Origin of the sequence: Wenjunlia tyrosinilytica (assembly GCF_014646055.1) — a bacterium.
GTDB classification, from domain to species: Bacteria; Actinomycetota; Actinomycetes; order Streptomycetales; family Streptomycetaceae; genus Wenjunlia; species Wenjunlia tyrosinilytica.
The window spans coordinates 45,474-62,754 of record NZ_BMMS01000001.1; the positions used below are offsets into that span (position 1 = coordinate 45,474).

Consider the following 17,281-nt stretch of genomic DNA (forward strand, 5'->3'; position numbering starts at 1 on the left):
CCGCGGTCGCCGCGGCGGAACCGAGGGTCCTGCGCCTGGAGCGCGTCAAGGCGGGGGTCTCCTTCATCTCTTGGCTCCGACGTGGAGCGCGACGGCGTCGTTGGAGCCGATGGTCGCGGTGAACGCGCCGTCCGCGCCGACGGAGTAGGTGGTACCGGTGCAGCCGCCGCCGGTGACGGGGTCGCCGTGCTGCACATCGCAGTAGGTCCCGGCGGGCAGGGAGGTCTGGAAGGTCCGGGTGATCGGTCCGCCCTCGTGGTTGATGGCCACGTACGCCTTGCCGCCCCGGCCGAACGCGATGGCGTCATTGCCGTTGGACCACCAGTTGGTCACGCCCGTGCCCGCGGCGGTGTTGCGGAAGCGGACCATGTTGGCGATCTGGCGCCACTTGTGCTGGCACTTCCAGCCGTCGCTGAAGCACGCGTTGACCGTCCCGCCGTTCGGCGGCCCGGCGTCGTGGTCGGAGAACTCGTAGCCGGAGTGGACGTTCGGCGAGCCGTAGGGGTGGGCCAGCATGAAGACGTTGGCGAGGGTGTAGTCGGCGTTGTCCTTGTAGCTGAGCGTGGAGCCGTTGCGCTCGGTGTCCCAGTTGTCGACGAAGGTCCGGGCCCTCGCGCTCGACAGGTAGCCCCAGGGCTCGCCGTAGTTGTCCAGGTACGACAACTTCTCATTGAGGAACATCCGCTTCAGATCCCGGCCGTAGCGGAACTCGTCGACGTCCCCGTTGCCGGTGTACTCCCCCGGCTGCACCGCCTCGCCGTCGCCCTGGATCACCTCCTGCACCCAGAACCTGCCCGGGTCGGAGGTCTTCGCCTTGATCGCCGCGAGGTCGGCCGCGGCGATGTGCTTGGCGGCGTCGATGCGGAAGCCGTCCACGCCGAGGGCGATCAGGTCATTGAGGTACCCGGCGATCTTCCCGCGCACGTAGTCACTGCCGGTGTAGAGATCCGGCAGCCCGACCAGCTCGCAGTTCTGCACGTCGCCGCGGTCCTGGTAGTCGCTGACCCAGGACCGGCACCAGTGGAAGTCCTGGACCTGGTAGTGGCCGGGGTAGTCGTACTTGGTGTACGACGAGCCCCCGGTGCCGATGCCGGAGCCGGCCGCCATGTGGTTGACGACGGCGTCGGCGACGACCTTGACGCCCGCCGCGTGGCAGGTGTCGACCATGTTCTCGAACGACCTGCGGTCGCCGAGCCGGCCGGCGATCCGGTAGCTCACCGACTGGTACGAGGTCCACCACTGCGGCCCCTGGACATGCTCCTGGGGCGGGGAGACCTCGACGTACCCGTATCCGAGGGGGCCGAGGGCGGTGGTGCACTCCCTGGCCACCGAGTCGAACCGCCACTCGAAGAGGGTGGCGGTGACGTCCTTGGCGCCCGGCGGTGCCGCCTGCGCCTGCGACGGTGGTACGGCGAAGCCGACGGCCGCGCCCAGGATCAGCGCGAGCGGCACGGCGACGGGTCTGCGGGCCACGTTGCCTCACAAGTTTTGAGGATTCTTGCAGCAAGTTTTCTGAAACATCGTTGAATCCTTCTGAGCGAGGGAACGTAGGGGGCCGCCAGGCGGCCGTCAAGGCATACGGCAGGTGAAGCCCCGGTCACTCCCACGTGACCGTGTTCACACAGAGGTCACGATTCGGAAATCCCGCAGGCGAACCGCTTGCAAACTCTTTCGCAAGGACGGCAAGCGCTGTTACGTTCCTGCGCAGCCCGGCGTCGGGCCACCCTCATCTAGGAGTTCTCATATGCGACGTGGCATATCGATCGCGGCTGCGGTCGCGGCCCTGGCCCTCGGGGCGACCGCCTGCGGCAGCGATGGTGGAGACAGCGGCGGCGACGCCGCCAAGAAGCCCGGAGACGTCTCCGGCTCCATCACCTGGTGGGACACCTCGAACTCCACCACCGAGGCTCCGGTCTACAAGGAGCTGGTGGCCCGGTTCGAGAAGAAGTACCCCAAGATCGAGGTCGACTACGTCAACGTGCCCTTCGACCAGGCGCAGAACAAGTTCAAGACCGCTGCCTCCGGTGGCAAGGGCGCCCCCGACGTGCTGCGCTCCGAGGTGGGCTGGACCCCGGGCTTCGCGGCGCTGGGCTATCTGCAGAAGCTCGACGGCACCGCCGCCGTCGACAGCACGGACGACTTCCTGCCCGGCCCGAAGGCCGGCGGCCAGTACAAGGGCGCCACCTACGGCGTCCCCGAGGTCACCGACACCCTCGCGCTGCTCTACAACAAGAAGCTCCTCAAGCAGGCGGGCGTCGCCAAGCCCCCCACCACCTGGGACGAGCTGAAGGCCGCGAGCCTGAAGGTCAAGAAGAAGACCGGCGCCATGGGCACCTACGTCAACCCCGACGCCTACTTCGCCTGGCCGTTCCTGTACGGCGAGGGCACCGACCTGGTCGACGTGCCCGGCAAGAAGATCACCGTCAACTCCCCCGAGGGCGTCAAGGCCGTCGAGACCGCCCGCGGCCTGATCGCCTCGGGCGCCGCGGTCAAGCCGGACCTGACCAACGGCTACAACAACATGCAGGCCGACTTCGGCGCCGGCAAGGTCGCCATGATCGTCAACGGCCCGTGGTCGCTGGCCGACGACTTCAAGGGCAAGGCGTTCAAGGACGACAAGTCCAACCTCGGTATCGCCACCGTCCCGGCCGGCAGCACCGGCAAGGCCGGCGCCCCGACCGGCGGCCACAGCCTCGCCGTCTACGCGGGCTCCGCGCACCGGGACGCCTCTTATCTGTTCGTGAAGTTCATGACCTCGGCCGAGAGCCAGGCGTACGTCTCCACCAAGGTGCAGACCCTGCCGACCCGTGAGTCCGCCTACACCGCCGAGGTGACCAAGGACCCGACGGTCAAGGCGTTCAAGGAGATCCTGGCCAGCGCCAAGCCGCGCCCGCAGCTGCCCCAGGGCGGCGACCTGTTCGCGGACTTCGCCGCCAACTACGGCAAGGTCCTGCTCGGCGGCCAGTCCGCCAAGGACGGTGTGGACAAGACCGCCAAGGCGTGGAAGCAGAAGTTCCTCAAGGACTTCTCCACCCCGTAGTCCGCCCTCCGGCCCGGCCGCCGCACCGGCCGGGCCGGTCGGCACAGCTCCCCCATTAGGCACCACCTTCCCCACCCGACACAGCTGCCCCGCACTTCCCACCGACACAGCCAGCCCCCGCAGAGAGCCGGAACCGATGACCACAGCCACCGCAGGGCCCGCCGACGGCGGCCCGAAGAGCGAGGACGGCCGCCCGCGCGTCGGGCTGCCGACCCGCGTCAAGCGCTCCTGGGACACCCACTGGTACGCCTGGGCGATGGTGCTGCCGGTCGTCCTCGTGCTCGGCGTGCTGGTCGGCTACCCCCTCCTGCGGGGCGTCTACCTCTCCTTCACCGACGCCACCGAGGCGAACATCGGGCGCACCATCGGGGAGAACCACATCCCGGCGACCTACAAGTTCGTCGGGGTCGACAACTTCTGGAACGTCCTGTCGGGCAAGGAGGGCAACTTCTACCCGCGCCTGTGGTGGACGTTCCTGTGGACCGCCTCCTGCGTGTTCTTCCACTACACCGTCGGCCTGGGCCTCGCGGTCCTGCTCAACCGCAAAATGCGGTTCCGGTCGGTGTACCGGGTGCTGCTGATCCTGCCGTGGGCGGTGCCCGCGTTCGTCGCCGCCTTCGCCTGGCGGCTGATGTTCAACACCGGTGACAGCGGACTGTTCAACATCGTGCTCGGCAAGCTCGGCCTCGGCGCGGTGGACTGGCTCGGCGACCCGCTCATGCAGAAGGTCTCCGTGGTCATGGTCAATGTCTGGCTGGGCGTGCCGTTCATGATGGTCGCCCTGCTCGGGGGCCTGCAGTCGATATCCTCGGAACTGTACGAGGCGGCCGAGATGGACGGCGCCTCGCCCTGGCAGCGGTTCCGCCATGTGACGCTGCCGGGTCTGCGCCCGGTCAGCTCCACGGTGATCCTGCTGGGCACCATCTGGACCTTCAACATGTTCCCGATCATCTACCTGGTGATCGGCCCCAACGCGGGCGCCGACGTGCAGATCCTGGCCACCTACGCGTACCAGCTCGCGTTCCAGGGAGTACGCGACTACGCGGGAGCCGCCACGTACGGCGTGATCATCCTCTCCATGCTCCTGGTCTTCGCGACCTTCTACCGCCGGATGCTCAACCGCCAGGAGGCGACCCGCTGATGGCCGCTGACACCACCGTCCCCGCCACCGCGGTCCAGCACAGCGCCGCCGGGCAGCGGCGGGCCGTCCGCGTCCGCCGCCGCGGCGAGCGCGGCCCCGGCGCCTCGGCGGGGCTGCATCTGACCCTCCTGGCCGCCACCGTGATCGCGCTCTTCCCGATCGTGTGGATGGCGTTCATCGCGCTCAAACCGGGCAACGGCTGGCAGGACCCGCTGGACCTGTCCGGCGGCCTGGGCCTGTCCAACTTCGACCATGTGCTGACCGACACCGAGTTCCCGACCTGGTTCGGCAACTCGGTGCTCATCGCGGGCGGCACCACGGTCATCGGCGTGCTGATCTCCGCCGGCGCCGGGTACGCCATCTCCCGGCTGCGCTTTCCCGGGAACCGGGCGCTGATGTGGACCTTCCTGATCACGCAGATGTTCCCCGGCGCGGTGCTGATCGTCGCCATGTACAACATCCTCAGCACGCTGAAGCTGATCGACACCTACGGCGGTCTGATCCTGGCGTACTGCTCGTCCGCGGTGCCGTTCTGCGCGTGGATGATGAAGGGGTACTTCGACACCATCCCCGGCGAGATCGACGAGGCCGGGCGGATCGACGGCCTGACCCCGTTCGGCACGTTCTGGCGGCTGATGATGCCGCTGGCCCGCCCGGGGCTCGCGGTGACCGCCTTCTACTCGTTCCTCACGGCGTGGGGAGAGGTGGCGTTCGCCTCGCAGTTCATGCAGAGCGAGAGCAAGTACACCCTGGCGGTGGGCCTGCAGAGCTTCGTCGCCGAGCACCGCGCGGACTGGGGGTTCCTGATGGCGGCCTCGGTGCTGATCACCGTTCCCGCGGGGTTCGTCTTCTTCTTCGCGCAGAAGCACCTGGTCTCCGGGCTGACGTCGGGCGGCACCAAGGGCTGATCGCACGTCACCCACCGCGCTCGCACAGCGTTGATCTCGTCAGTGTTGATTTTGCAATGGGCACCCGGCACACCGAAGGAAGCACATGACCCAGGACCTCGCCCGCTCCCTCCACGACAAGGCCGCGGAGGGCACCGGAGGGTGGTGGCGCAGCGCCGTCATCTACCAGGTGTACGTACGGTCGTTCGCGGATTCGAACGGCGACGGCATCGGTGACCTCCCGGGCATCCGCAGCAGGCTCCCCTACCTGGCCGGCCTCGGTGTGGACGCGCTGTGGCTGACCCCGTTCTATGCGTCGCCGCAGGCGGACGCGGGCTACGACGTGGCCGACTACCGGGCCGTGGACCCGCTGTTCGGTGATCTGTCCGACGCCGACGACCTGGTGCGGGACGCGCACCGGCACGGTCTGCGGGTGATCGTGGACGTGGTGCCGAACCACACCTCGGACGAGCATGCGTGGTTCCAGGAGGCGCTGGCGGCGCGGCCGGGCTCGGCCGCCCGTACCCGCTACCACTTCCGTCCCGGCCGGGGCGAGGGCGGTCATCTGCCGCCCAACGACTGGGAGTCGGTCTTCGGCGGCCCGGCGTGGACCCGGCTGGAGGACGGTGACTGGTATCTGCACCTGTTCGACTCCCGGCAGCCCGACCTGAACTGGGAGAACGAGGAGGTCCGGGCGGAGTTCGAGTCGATCCTGCGGTTCTGGCTGGACCTGGGCGTCGACGGCTTCCGCGTCGACGTGGCGCACGGCATGGTCAAGGCGCCCGGTCTTCCGGACATCGGGCAGAGCGAGCAGGCGACGATGATCGGCTCCCAGCGGCTGCCCTTCTTCGACCAGGACGGGGTCCATGGGATCCACCGGTCCTGGCGCCGCCTGATCGACTCCTACGCGGGTGAGCGCGTGGCCGTCGCCGAGGCGTGGACCCCGGACCCGGGGCGCCTCGCCCTGTACGTGCGCCCCGACGAGCTCCACCAGGCCTTCAACTTCCACTACCTGACCGCCGAGTGGGACGCCGAGGCGCTGCGGGCCGTGATCGACGAGTCCCTGGCGACGGCGGGCTCGGTCGGCGCCCCCTGCACCTGGGTGCTGTCCAACCACGACGTGCAGCGCCATGTGACGCGGTACGGCGGCGGGCAGGCCGGGCTGCGGCGCGCACGGGCGGCCTCGCTGCTGATGCTGGCCCTGCCGGGGTCGGCGTATGTGTACCAGGGCGAGGAACTGGGGCTGCCCGAGGTGCTCGACCTGCCGGACGAGGTGCGCCAGGACCCGTCGTTCTTCCGGGCCAACGGGCAGGAGGGCCTGCGCGACGGCTGCCGGGTGCCGCTGCCGTGGTCGGGCGAGCGGGCCCCCTACGGCTTCGGATCGGGGCCGAGCTGGCTGCCGCAGCCGAGCGAGTGGCGGGAGCTGTCGGTCGAGGCGCAGGACGGCGATCCGCGCTCCACGCTGGAGCTGTACCGCGCGGCGCTGCGTTTGCGCCACGAGCTGCCGGGCCTCGGGGACGGCACGATGACGTGGCTGGACGCTCCGGCGGGTGTGCTGGCGCTGGCCCGGCCGGGCTTCGTGTGCACCGCGAACACCACCGCCGACGTGGCCGAACTCCCCGTTCCCGGAAGGCCCGTGGTCTCCACGGCCGCGGTGGAGTTCACCGGTGGCAAGGTGCGGCTGCCGGCCGACTCCTGCGTCTGGTGGGCTGTCTGAGATGCGACCGGTACAGTCCCACGGTATGACCGCGAGGCTCGCAGACATCGCAGCCCAGGCGGGGGTCAGCGAGGCAACGGTCAGTCGCGTGCTCAACGGCAGGCCGGGGGTCTCCGCGGCCACCCGTCAGTCCGTGCTGACCGCGCTGGACCTGCTGGGCTACGAACGGCCCGTGCGGCTGAGGCAGCGCAGCGCGGGTCTGGTGGGGCTGGTCATTCCGGAGCTGGAGAACCCGATCTTCCCGCTCTTCGCCCAGGTGATCGGCCAGGCGCTCACCCGCCAGGGGTACACGCCGGTGCTGTGCACGCAGACGGCGGGCGGTTCGACCGAGGACCAGCTCACCGAGATGCTGGTCGAGCGGGGGGTGGCGGGGATCGTCTTCCTGTCCGGCCTGCACGCGGACACCACCGCGGACATGGAGCGCTACGACCGGCTCATCGGCCAGGGTGTGCCCTTTGTGCTGATCAATGGCTTCACGGACAAGGTCGCCGCCCCGTTCGTCTCTCCGGACGACCGGGCGGCGGTCCATCTGGCCGTCACCCATTTGGCGGCACTGGGGCATGAGCGGATCGGGCTCGCCGTGGGGCCGAAGCGCTTTGTCCCGGTGCTGCGCAAGATCGAGGGCTTCGTCCGGGCCATGGGCGATGTGCTGGGCACGGCCCCGGACGACGCGGAGAAGCTGATCCGCCACTCCCTCTACGGCCTCGAGGGCGGGCAGGCCGCGGCGACGGCCCTGCTCGGCGACGGCTGCACGGCGGTGGTGTGCGCCAGCGACATGATGGCGCTGGGCGCGATCAGGGCCGCGCGCCAGCAGGGGCTCTCGGTGCCCGAGGACGTCTCGGTGGTCGGCTTCGACGACTCCCCGCTGATCGCGTTCACCGATCCTCCGCTGACCACGATCAGGCAGCCGGTGACGGCGATGGGGCAGGCGGCGGTTCGGGCTCTGCTGGAGGAGATCGGCGGCACCCCGGCCCCGCACAGCGAATTCGTCTTCCTGCCGGAGCTTGTCGTTCGCGGTTCAACGGCTTCCGCTCCAAGAAATCATCCGGGAGCGTAATGCCCGAACCCTCCTATATTGGGTGAAGGGCCCCACTCATTGGGTGAAGGGCCGCACTCGAATGGAGGCCCGGAGGAGGGCGAAGCCTTAGGGGCGACCGACAGGGAAGTCAACCAGAAGGCGGATCGCGGATGCCCAAGACCCGACCCACGGACGATCGGGGGCAGTGGGCCCGTCTGGCAGACTGTCCCCCCATGGGGGCACCGACTGCTGACACCGATGACGGCCACGAGGCCTGTTCGTCCGAGCGCCCGGTGGGCTCCGTCCACTCGGACGGCGGCACCGCGGGCACACCGGCGGCCGGCGACCGCACCCCTCGAGCCGCCCTGGTGGGGCTGCGCAACGGGCTGCGTTTCCCGGGCAGACCGAAGCTCTGGTTCGAGGTCCTTCTCATCGGTGTCGCGTACTGGGTCTACTCGCTCGTGCGCAACGCCGTACCGGAGCAGAAGGCCTCGGCGATGCACCACGCCGACCAGATCTGGGACCTCGAGCGGTCCATGGGACTCGGCCTCGAGCACTGGGCCAACCACGTGGTCGACTCGGCGGCCTGGCTGATCGTCGGGATGAACTACTACTACGCCACACTCCACTTCATCGTCACCATCGGCGTTCTGGTGTGGCTGTTCCGCTCCCATCCCGGGCGCTACTCACCGGCCCGCACGGTGCTGTTCGCCACCACCGGCATCGCACTGCTCGGGTACTACCTCTACCCCCTGGCCCCGCCGCGCCTGATGAACGGCGGAGGCTTCATCGACACGGTCGTCGTGCACCACACCTGGGGGTCGATGGCCTCGGGTGACCTGGCGAACGTCTCCAACCAGTTCGCGGCCATGCCCTCGATGCACATCGGCTGGTCGACCTGGTGCGGGATCACCCTGGTGGTGCTGGCCGGGCGCCGTTGGGTGAAGGTGCTCGGAGCGCTGTACCCGGTCGCCACGCTCGTCGTGATCGTCGCGACCGCCAACCACTTCTGGATGGACGCCATAGGCGGCCTGATCTGCCTGGCCGCCGGATCCGGGATCGCCTACGCCGTGCACGGCCGCTGGCCGCACCGCTTCCCGCGCATGCCGCTGGCCAGGCCCGCCGCGGCGGTGCCGCCCGCCCCGGACCCGGTACGCGAGGAGCCGGCCGGGGGGCCGGCATCCGAGGAGCCCGTGGAGGAGCCGGTCGGAGCGGAGCCCGCCGCGCGGCGGACCTCCCTCGGGGCAGGCGCCGCACGGTCGGCGCCCGACGCCGACGAGCTTCAGCCCTCCGGCGTCCAGTTGTAGAAGATCCGGTCCACCACGGCCCGCGCCCTGCGGGTCGTGCGCCGGTAGTCCTCGATCAGCTCCCCCAGGTGCCCCGGCTCGTAGCCGAGGTACCTGGCCACCCCCGCCAGCTCCCTCGGATCGGCGGGGAAGGTGTCACCGGGGCGGCCGCGCACCAGCATGACGGCGTTGCGCACCCGCGTCGCCAGCACCCACGCGTTCTCCAGGATCCGGGCGTCCATCGGGTCGATCAGATCGGTCTCCCGGGCGGCGGCCAGCGCCTCGCGGGTCCCGGTCGTGCGCAGCCCGGGCACGGAGTGCGCGTAGGTGAGCTGGATGAGCTGCACCGTCCACTCCACGTCCGACAGGCCGCCGCGGCCCAGCTTGGTGTGGGTCGTCGGGTCGCTGCCGCGCGGCAGCCGCTCGTTCTCCATCCGGGCCTTGAGCCGCCGGATCTCGCGGACGGCGTCCTCGCTCAGCCCCTCGGACGGATAGCGCAGCGGGTCCACCGTCTCGATGAACCGGCGGCCCAGATCGGCGTCCCCGGCGACCGGCGCGGCCCTCAGCAGCGCCTGGCTCTCCCAGACGTGCGACCAGCGCCGGTAGTAGGCCGCGTAGCTGCCCAGAGTGCGCACCAGCGGCCCCTGGCGGCCCTCGGGCCGCAGGTCCGCGTCGATCAGCAACGGGGGATCGCTGGTGGGGACCTGGAGCAGTCTGCGCAGCTCATTGGCCAGCCGCCCGGCGACGGTGGCGGCCTTGGCCTCGTCGGCGCCCTCCGCCGGCTCGTGCACGAACAGCACATCGGCGTCCGAGCCGTAGCCCAGCTCATCGCCGCCGAAGCGGCCCATCCCGATCACGGCCAGCCGGGTGGGCAGGGGCTCGCCGGACTGGGCCTGCTCGGCGTTTATGGCCGCGCGCAGGGCCCCGGCGATGGTGGCCGCGTTGATGTCGGACACGGCCCGGCCGGGAACGCCGACGTCCCCGTCGAACGTGCCGATGACATCCGCGGCCGTCGTGCGGAACAGCTCCCTGCGGCGCACCCCGCGGGCCGCCGCCACGGCCTGCTCGGGTGTGCCGGCGCGGCCCACGGCGGCCATGACCTCGGCCTCCAGCGCCGCCCTGCCGCGGGGCTGGAGGCCCTCGGGGTCGCCGAGCAGGGCCACCGCCTCGGGCGCGCGCATCAGCAGGTCGGGGGCGAGACGGCCGGAGGACAGCACCCTGGCCAGGTTCTCCGCCGCGGCGCCCTCGTCGCGCAGGAGCCTGAGATACCACGGGGTGCGGCCCAGGGCCTCGGAGACCCTGCGAAAGCCCAGGAGGCCCGCGTCCGGGTCGGCGGAGTCCGCGAACCAGCCCAGGAGCACCGGCAGCAGGGTGCGCTGGATCGCCGCCGTCCGGCTCACCCCGGAGGCGAGCGCTTCGAGGTGGCGCAGCGCCGCGGCCGGGTCCCGGTAGCCCAGCGCCTCCAGCCGGGTGCGGGCGGCCTTCGGGGACAGGCCGATCTCCCCGGGTGCCAGCTGGGCCACGGCGTCCAGGAGCGGCCGGTAGAACAGCTTCTCGTGCAGTCGGCGCACCTCCATGGCGTGCCGCCTCCACTCCCGGTTGAGCTCGGTGACGGGCTCGGTGCGCATGCCGAGGGAGCGGCCGAGCCTGCGCAGGTCGTCCTCGTTGTCGGGCACCAGATGGGTCCTTCGCAGCCGGTGGAGCTGGATCCGGTGCTCCATGCGGCGCAGGAACCGGTAGGCGGCCTCGAGGGCGGCGGCGTCGGCCCGGCCGACGTACCCGCCCTCGGACAGGGCCTTGAGCGCGGTCAGGGTGGTCCCGCTGCGCAGGCTCTCGTCGGAGCGGCCGTGCACGAGCTGGAGCATCTGCACGGCGAACTCGACGTCCCGCAGCCCTCCGGGCCCCAGTTTGAGCTCGCGGTCGATCTGGGCCGCCGGGATGTTGTCCACGACGCGGCGGCGCATCTGCTGGACGTCGGAGACGAAGTTCTCCCGCTCGGAGGCGGACCAGACCATGGGGGTGACGGCCTCCATGTACTGGGCGCCGAGTGCTTCGTCACCGGCTATCGGGCGGGCCTTGAGCAGGGCCTGGAACTCCCAGGTCTTGGCCCAGCGGCGGTAGTAGGCGACGTGGCTGGACAGGGTCCGCACCAGGGGGCCGTGCTTGCCCTCCGGGCGCAGATTGGCGTCCACGGGCCAGATGGTGCCCTCGGAGGTGGTGTCGGAGCACACGCGGATCATCCGGGCGGCGAGCCGGGTGGCGGCCTGGAGCGCGGCCGACTCGGGCACGGTGCCGCGCGGCTCGGCGACGAAGACGACGTCCACGTCGGAGACGTAGTTCAGCTCGTGGCCGCCCGCCTTGCCCATGCCGATCACGGCGATCCGGCAGGCGCGGGCGTCGTCGGGGACCTCCTCGGCGGCGATGTCGAGCGCGGCGCACAAGGTGGCGGCGGACAGGTCGGCCAGCTCGGCGGCGGTCTGGGCCACGTCCGTGGTCCCGCAGACGTCCCGTGCGGCGATGGCGAGCAGGCATCGGCGGTAGGCGACCCGCAGCGCGTCCGGCCGGCTCAGACCGCGGTCGCGTTCGTCGAAGACCCCCTGGTAGAGGGAGCGCTGGAACTCCTCGACGCCCGGGTGCATATCGGTGACCTCGTACGTCACCAGCGCGTGCCAGTCACCCGGATGGCGGGCGAGATGGGTGCCGAGCGCCGCCGAGGCGCCGAGCACTCCGAGCAGCCGGTCGCGCAGCGGCTTGGAGGCGGTGAGGGTGCCCAGCAGCGCCTGTCGTTCCGAAGGAGTGAGGGCGTCGACCAGGCGGGACAGGCTCAGCAGGGCCAGATCGGGGTCCGCGGTGTCCCCCAGCGAATCGAGGAGCACCGGATCGGAGCGCACCGGCGCGAGGCCCGGGGTCTCCAGCAGCCGGGCGGCTGTCTGCGGGTCGGTGAACCCGTGGCGCAGCAGACGCAAGTGGGGACTGCTCCTTCGGCCCTCGGGTGCACCCATGCCTCGATCGACCCTCTCGTCCTCGGCCCGCGGTCACGGGCCGAGGACGAGCGTAATCCCCTCGTCCGGCGCGTGAGCGGCTATAGGACCGGCAGGTTCTTGCGCAGCTCGAACGGGGTGACCTCGGAGCGGTACTCCTCCCACTCCTGTTTCTTGTTGCGCAGGAAGAAGTCGAAGACGTGCTCGCCGAGCGTCTCGGCGACGAGCTCGCTTCGCTGCATCAGATCGATGGCCTCGCCGAGGTTCTGCGGCAGCGGCTCGATGCCCAGCGCGCGCCGCTCGGAGTCCGTGAGCGCCCACACGTCGTCGTCCGCGCCCGGTGGGAGCTCGTATCCCTGCTCGATGCCCTTCAGGCCCGCCGACAGCAGGACGGCGTAGGCCAGGTAGGGGTTGCAGCCGGTGTCGAGGGAGCGGACCTCGACCCGGGAGGAACCGGTCTTGCCGGGCTTGTACATGGGCACCCGCACCAGCGCGGAGCGGTTGTTGTGGCCCCAGCAGATGTAGGAGGGGGCCTCGCCGCCGGCGCCGGCGGTGCGCTGGGAGCCGCCCCAGATCCGCTTGTAGGAGTTGACCCACTGGTTGGTGACCGCGCAGATCTCGGCGGCGTGCTTGAGCAGGCCGGCGATGAAGGAGCGGCCGACCTTGGACAGCTGGTACTCCGCCCCGGACTCGTAGAAGGCGTTGCGGTCGCCCTCGAACAGGGACAGGTGGGTGTGCATGCCCGAGCCCGGATACTCCGAGAAGGGCTTCGGCATGAAGGTGGCCTGCACGCCCTGCTCGAGCGCGACCTCCTTCATGACCAGGCGGAACGTCATGATGTTGTCCGCCGTGGACAGGGCGTCGGCGTAGCGCAGGTCGATCTCCTGCTGCCCGGGAGCGCCCTCGTGGTGGCTGAACTCCACCGAGATGCCCATCGACTCCAGCATGGTGATCGCCTGGCGGCGGAAGTCCTGGCCGACCGGCTGCGGAGTGTGGTCGAAGTAGCCCGAGGAGTCGGCCGGGATCGGCGTGGAGCCGTCCGTCGGCTTGCTCTTGAGGAGGAAGAACTCGATCTCGGGGTGGGTGTAGAAGGTGAACCCCAGGTCGGAGGTCTTGGCGAGGATGCGCTTGAGCACGTGGCGGGGGTCGGCGTACGACGGGGAGCCGTCCGGCATGAGGATGTCGCAGAACATCCGGGCGGTCCCCGGCGACTCGGCGCGCCACGGCAGTATCTGGAACGTGGACGGGTCGGGCTTGGCAAGCATGTCCGACTCGTAGACGCGGGCGAAGCCCTCGATGGCCGAGCCGTCGAAGCCGATGCCCTCGTCGAAGGCCTGCTCCAGCTCCGCGGGGGCCACGGCGACCGACTTCAAGAATCCGAGAACGTCGGTGAACCACAGCCGCACGAACCGGATGTCCCGCTCCTCCAGCGTGCGGAGCACGAACTCCTGCTGCTTGTCCATGGGCACAGTCTCACCTCTGTTCTTTTCGCGCGTGTTACGTCCCGCGGACGCCCCTCGGCCCCATCATGGACCACGGTCCCGTGCAGGGGACAACGGGTGACCCCGGGGGCCCGCGCGCGCGGGCCGGTCAGCGGCTGCGGCCCGTGCCCCGGTCGGCGTTCGGCGGGGCGGCGGCGCGGCGCACGAGGCCCAGCATGATCACATTGTGGAACGGCTCGATCACCCGGAAGTACACCCGGCCGGCCGTGCGGTGGTAGCGGACCACGGTGGTGCAGACCCCCTCGGGGCCGTCCGCGCCCTCACGCACCACAAAGGTCGTGCGGTAGCTCAGGTGCTTGTCGTCCTTTCCCGCCACCACCTGCTTCTGCGAGACGGAGTACAAGTGCAGCGGGCCGACCTGCCGGCCCTCCTCGATGCGCACCTCGCCAGCCGTGCTGCCCTTGAGGCCGAACGGGGCCACCAGGGTGTCGCGCACGCAGAGCAGGCCGCGCAGCCAGCGCGGCGGCGAGCCCAGCATGGCGGCGGTGAAGTCGATCGCGTTGGTCCCCGGTACCACGTCCACCGCCACCGCGTCGATGTGATCGCAGCCGCCGAGGGTGAGCACCGTGTCCGCGGTCACCGGCTTGGTGTCCGTCCGGGCCACCGCCGTACGGGCCGGTGCGCCGCCGAGCAGCGCCCTGCGCAGGTGGGACACGTTCTGCGTCACGGTCATGATCCTCCGGACCTCCAGGAACCGGCCGGGCAGTGCGGGGCGCGGTGCGCCCTGCTCCATCCGGCCCTCGGCGGGCTCGTCGGGGCGCCCGCACCGCCCGTCCCCCGCCGGGCCACGGCGTACAGGACCGCCGTGATCGCCGCGAGGTCCACCGTGTCGGGGATACCGCGCACCACTCGCAGTGTGCCCGAATCCTCTGGTTCCGCCATCACACCGGGGGGTTTCCGTGCTTGCGGGACGGCAGGTCCGCGTGCTTGTCCCGCAGCATGGCCAGGGACCTGATCAGCGCGGATCGTGTCTCGGCGGGATCGATGACGTCGTCCACGAGTCCGCGCTCGGCCGCGTAGTACGGGTGCATCAGCTCGGTGCGGTACTCCTTGATCTTCTGCTCGCGCACCGCGTCCGGGTCGTCGGCGGCGGCGATCTCCCTGCGGAAGATCACATTGGCGGCGCCCTCGGCGCCCATCACGGCGATCTCGTTGCTCGGCCAGGCGAGCGAGATGTCCGCGCCGATGGAGCGCGAGTCCATCACGATGTAGGCGCCGCCGTACGCCTTGCGCATGATCAGCTGGACCCTGGGGACGGTGGCGTTGCAGTAGGCGTAGAGCAGCTTGGCGCCGTGGCGGATGATGCCGCCGTGCTCCTGGTCGACACCGGGCAGGAAGCCGGGCACGTCCACCAGCGTCACCAGCGGGATGTTGAACGAGTCGCAGAACTGCACGAACCGCGCCGCCTTCTCCGAGGCGTGGATGTCCAGCACTCCGGCGACGGCGCCGGGGTTGTTGGCCACGATGCCGACGACATGGCCGTCGAGCCTGGCCAGGGCGCATACGACGTTGGGTGCCCAGCGCTCCTGGATCTCCAGGTACTCGCCGTCGTCGAAGACCTCCTCGATGACGGCGCGCACGTCGTAGGAGCGGTTGGCGTCGGCGGGGACGATGTCGGCCAGCGCCTCGGTGGTGCGGTCCGCCGGGTCGGTGGCCGGGGTCACCGGGGCCAGCTCGCGGTTGTTCGACGGCAGGAGCGAGAGCAGGTAGCGCACCTCCTCCAGGCACTCGGCCTCGTCGTCGTAGGCGAACGCCGCCACGCCGGAGGTGCCCGCGTGGACGTCGGCACCGCCGAGCCCGTTCTGCGAGACCTTCTCACCGGTGACCGCCTGCACGACGTCGGGCCCGGTGATGAACATCTGCGAGGTCTCCCGGACCATGAAGACGAAGTCGGTCAGGGCGGGTGAGTAGGCGGCCCCTCCCGCGCAGGGGCCGAGCATCACGCTGATCTGCGGGACGACCCCGGAGGCCGCGGTGTTGCGCTGGAAGATGCCGCCGTACCCGGCGAGCGCGGTCACACCTTCCTGGATACGGGCGCCCGCGCCGTCGTTGAGGCTCACCAGCGGCGCCCCGGTCGCCCGGGCCAGGTCCATCACCTTGTGGATCTTCGCGGCGTGGGCCTCGCCGAGCGCGCCACCGAAGATCCGGAAGTCGTGCGCGTAGACGAAGACGGTACGGCCGTGGACCGTGCCCCAGCCGGTGATCACACCGTCGGAGTGCGGCCGCCGCCGCTCCAGGCCGAAGCCGGTGGCGCGGTGCCGCCGCAGCGCCTCGATCTCGCTGAACGAGCCCTCGTCCAGCAGGAGTTCGATCCGCTCATGAGCGGTGAGCTTGCCCTTGGCGTGCTGGCGCTCGGTGGCCGCCGGGTCGGGTCCGAGCCGGACCGACTCCTTGAGCTCGGCGAGTTCGGCGAGCCGGTCGGGCGGGCCCGTGTCCGTCATGGGGCCGGGGCCCGGGGCCGGGGACGACGAGGACGAGCGCTGCTCGGGGATGAAGCTCTTGGGAGCACGTCCCGTCGCCGCAGGCTCCGGCGCCTGCGAGGCGGGCTGGTCGGCTGTACGCATGTCCACACTCCTCATGGCTGAGTCGGTCGGGTCATCGGAAGCTCGTCGATCGAACCGACGGGTGGGCCGGGCCGCGCGGCCGTTCATCCCGGCCGGCGGTGTCGGCCGTCAGGCGGCCGTCCCGGCCCGACCGCGGTTCTCGTCGGACGCCGGGCCGTCGAAGTCCTCGAGGACCTGGGCCAGCCGGCGTTCGTCGTTGGTGGCCCGCACCGGGACCTCCGGGGTGATGCGGCGGCACAGGCCGCCCAGCACACGCCCCGGGCCCACCTCCACGAACCTGCCGACGCCCTCGGCGGCCACGCGCCGCACCGTCCCGGTCCACCGCACCCGCCCGGCCAGTTGGCGCCGCAGGCAGTCCACGGCCTCCCCGGCGGTGGTGACGCGGTCCGCGGTGACGCCGGAGACGAACGGCACCCGCGGGTCGCGGAAGGTGACCCGGGACAGCTCCTCGGCGAACTCCTTCTCGATCCCGGCCATCAGACTGCAGTGGAACGGGGCCCCGACATCGAGCGCGACCGCCTTGGTCGCCCCGCGCCGCTCGGCCTCCTCCCGCACCCGGGCCACCGCCCCGGCCTGCCCCGAGACGACGGCCTGGGCGGGCTCGTTGTCGTTGGCGACCTCGACGACCTGCCCGCACTCCCGCGTGACCTCGGCGCAGATCTCCTCGACCGTGGCGAGGTCGAGGCCGATCACCGCGGCCATGCTGCCGGGCACGGACTCGTTGACCGCCGACATCAGCTCTCCCCGGCGGCGCACCAGGCGCAGGGCGTCGGTCCAGTCGAGCACGTCCGCGGCGACCAGCGCCGTGTACTCGCCGAGGCTGTGACCGGCGACGACGTCGGGCGCGGCGCCCCGTCCGCGCAGCACCTCCAGCGTCGCCAGGCTGGTGAGGAAGACGGCCGGCTGGGTGACCGCGGTGTCGCGCAGGGCCTCGACGGGTCCCTCCCAGCACAGCGTGGACAGCGGGAGGGAGAGGATCTCATCGGCCGGGCGGTAGTACAGGTCGAGCAGGTCGGGCCGCTCCTGGAGCAGGTGCAGGCCCATGCCCACGCGCTGCGAGCCCTGGCCCGGGAAGAGGAACGCGGTCCTGTCCATCGCGGTCCTGTCCATCGCGGTCCTGTCGATCGCGGTCGTGTCCATCGCGG

At 70.9% G+C, this 17,281-nt stretch carries 12 protein-coding genes and 1 pseudogene; 6 read left to right on the forward strand and 7 right to left on the reverse strand.

Annotation, left to right across the window (positions count from 1 at the left end; translation table 11 throughout):
* Window positions 1–69 precede the first annotated feature (69 nt).
* Window positions 70–1,473 (reverse strand): annotated as a pseudogene (locus tag IEY86_RS00190) (alpha-amylase); the annotation flags it as partial.
* Between the two features lie 271 nt (window positions 1,474–1,744).
* On the opposite strand from IEY86_RS00190, the gene IEY86_RS00195 reads away from it, so the two are divergent.
* From IEY86_RS00195 to IEY86_RS00220, 6 genes are all read left to right on the forward strand, one after another.
* Window positions 1,745–3,040 (forward strand): extracellular solute-binding protein, encoded by a 1,296-nt coding sequence (locus IEY86_RS00195; protein ID WP_189129363.1) that lies wholly within the window; start codon window positions 1,745–1,747, stop codon window positions 3,038–3,040.
* Window positions 3,041–3,176: 136 nt separating this feature from the next.
* Entirely contained in the window at window positions 3,177–4,181 is a 1,005-nt protein-coding gene (locus IEY86_RS00200) for a carbohydrate ABC transporter permease (RefSeq protein ID WP_189129364.1), read from the forward strand.
* Window positions 4,181–5,089, forward strand: a complete 909-nt coding sequence (locus IEY86_RS00205; protein ID WP_189129365.1) for a sugar ABC transporter permease — start codon at window positions 4,181–4,183, stop codon at window positions 5,087–5,089. Before IEY86_RS00200 ends, IEY86_RS00205 begins: the two co-directional genes overlap by 1 nt.
* An 85-nt stretch (window positions 5,090–5,174) precedes the next feature.
* A complete protein-coding gene (locus IEY86_RS00210; RefSeq protein WP_189129366.1) occupies window positions 5,175–6,785 on the forward strand; it encodes a glycoside hydrolase family 13 protein in 1,611 nt (536 codons plus the stop codon).
* 25 nt (window positions 6,786–6,810) lie between these two features.
* On the forward strand, window positions 6,811–7,842 hold the full coding sequence (locus IEY86_RS00215; RefSeq protein WP_189129367.1) for a LacI family DNA-binding transcriptional regulator: 1,032 nt from the start codon (window positions 6,811–6,813) through the stop codon (window positions 7,840–7,842).
* Between the two features lie 194 nt (window positions 7,843–8,036).
* Window positions 8,037–9,110 (forward strand): phosphatase PAP2 family protein, encoded by a 1,074-nt coding sequence (locus IEY86_RS00220; RefSeq protein ID WP_189129368.1) that lies wholly within the window; start codon window positions 8,037–8,039, stop codon window positions 9,108–9,110.
* Here IEY86_RS00220 and IEY86_RS00225 read toward each other — a convergent pair.
* The 6 genes from IEY86_RS00225 to fabD form a co-directional block, all read right to left on the reverse strand.
* The gene (locus IEY86_RS00225) at window positions 9,086–12,091 is read right to left on the reverse strand and encodes a bifunctional [glutamine synthetase] adenylyltransferase/[glutamine synthetase]-adenylyl-L-tyrosine phosphorylase (protein WP_189129369.1); all 3,006 of its coding nucleotides are present in this window, start codon (window positions 12,089–12,091) and stop codon (window positions 9,086–9,088) included. The genes IEY86_RS00220 and IEY86_RS00225 overlap by 25 nt on opposite strands.
* A gap of 80 nt (window positions 12,092–12,171) precedes the next feature.
* Entirely contained in the window at window positions 12,172–13,533 is a 1,362-nt protein-coding gene (gene glnA2, locus IEY86_RS00230) for a gamma-glutamylpolyamine synthetase GlnA2 (protein ID WP_189129370.1), read from the reverse strand.
* A 127-nt stretch (window positions 13,534–13,660) separates the two neighbouring features.
* Window positions 13,661–14,239: a DUF2867 domain-containing protein gene (locus IEY86_RS00235; protein WP_189129371.1), complete on the reverse strand. Its 579-nt coding sequence runs from the start codon at window positions 14,237–14,239 to the stop codon at window positions 13,661–13,663.
* A 2-nt stretch (window positions 14,240–14,241) separates the two neighbouring features.
* On the reverse strand, window positions 14,242–14,454 hold the full coding sequence (locus IEY86_RS37960; protein WP_373286927.1) for an acyl-CoA carboxylase subunit epsilon: 213 nt from the start codon (window positions 14,452–14,454) through the stop codon (window positions 14,242–14,244).
* A complete protein-coding gene (locus IEY86_RS00245) occupies window positions 14,454–16,013 on the reverse strand; it encodes an acyl-CoA carboxylase subunit beta (protein WP_189129708.1) in 1,560 nt (519 codons plus the stop codon). Before IEY86_RS00245 ends, IEY86_RS37960 begins: the two co-directional genes overlap by 1 nt.
* Window positions 16,014–16,244: 231 nt before the next feature.
* Window positions 16,245–17,276 carry an ACP S-malonyltransferase gene (fabD, locus tag IEY86_RS00250; RefSeq protein ID WP_229698046.1) on the reverse strand — a complete coding sequence of 344 codons (1,032 nt, stop codon included), beginning with the start codon at window positions 17,274–17,276 and terminating at the stop codon, window positions 16,245–16,247.
* Window positions 17,277–17,281 lie beyond the last annotated feature (5 nt).

Coding starts and splice junctions, on each gene's coding strand:
- IEY86_RS00245 (WP_189129708.1), bottom strand. CDS start 16,013: ATGACGGACACGGGCCCGCCCGACCGGCTCGCCGAACTCGCCGAGCTC.
- glnA2 (WP_189129370.1), bottom strand. CDS start 13,533: ATGGACAAGCAGCAGGAGTTCGTGCTCCGCACGCTGGAGGAGCGGGAC.
- IEY86_RS00195 (WP_189129363.1), top strand. CDS start 1,745: ATGCGACGTGGCATATCGATCGCGGCTGCGGTCGCGGCCCTGGCCCTC.
- IEY86_RS37960 (WP_373286927.1), bottom strand. CDS start 14,454: ATGGCGGAACCAGAGGATTCGGGCACACTGCGAGTGGTGCGCGGTATC.
- IEY86_RS00210 (WP_189129366.1), top strand. CDS start 5,175: ATGACCCAGGACCTCGCCCGCTCCCTCCACGACAAGGCCGCGGAGGGC.
- fabD (WP_229698046.1), bottom strand. CDS start 17,276: ATGGACACGACCGCGATCGACAGGACCGCGATGGACAGGACCGCGATG.
- IEY86_RS00220 (WP_189129368.1), top strand. CDS start 8,037: ATGGGGGCACCGACTGCTGACACCGATGACGGCCACGAGGCCTGTTCG.
- IEY86_RS00200 (WP_189129364.1), top strand. CDS start 3,177: ATGACCACAGCCACCGCAGGGCCCGCCGACGGCGGCCCGAAGAGCGAG.
- IEY86_RS00205 (WP_189129365.1), top strand. CDS start 4,181: ATGGCCGCTGACACCACCGTCCCCGCCACCGCGGTCCAGCACAGCGCC.
- IEY86_RS00225 (WP_189129369.1), bottom strand. CDS start 12,091: ATGGGTGCACCCGAGGGCCGAAGGAGCAGTCCCCACTTGCGTCTGCTG.
- IEY86_RS00215 (WP_189129367.1), top strand. CDS start 6,811: ATGACCGCGAGGCTCGCAGACATCGCAGCCCAGGCGGGGGTCAGCGAG.